Source organism: Candidatus Nanopusillus massiliensis (assembly GCF_920984865.1).
This window is the reverse complement of record NZ_OV100765.1, coordinates 557324-557672: the sequence shown is the minus strand read 5'-3', so window position 1 is coordinate 557672 and position 349 is coordinate 557324.

Below are 349 nucleotides of genomic sequence, written 5' to 3'. Positions count from 1 at the left end.
ATAAATTGCATGAAGTATCTATTGGATTTATAATTTCAATCGGCTATAGATGATTATGCAGGAAGTTTAGCAATTAAAAAATTTAGTATTGAAGAAAACAAATAAATTAAAGAAGATGCTTTAAAAATTGTATTCTTTCATTAATTATTTTTTCTATTCTATCTATAGAATTTTTTGATTTATCTAATGCAGATAATATACCAATATCATATTTTCTATTATCAGGAGCACTGAAAAAATACCTAAATCTNNNNTTAATATCTCTTTTAAATCCATTTTCAAATCCATAAAATCTCATTAGTGAGTTTATTGCTTTTTCATATTCATTTATTGTATCTTGTATATCTCT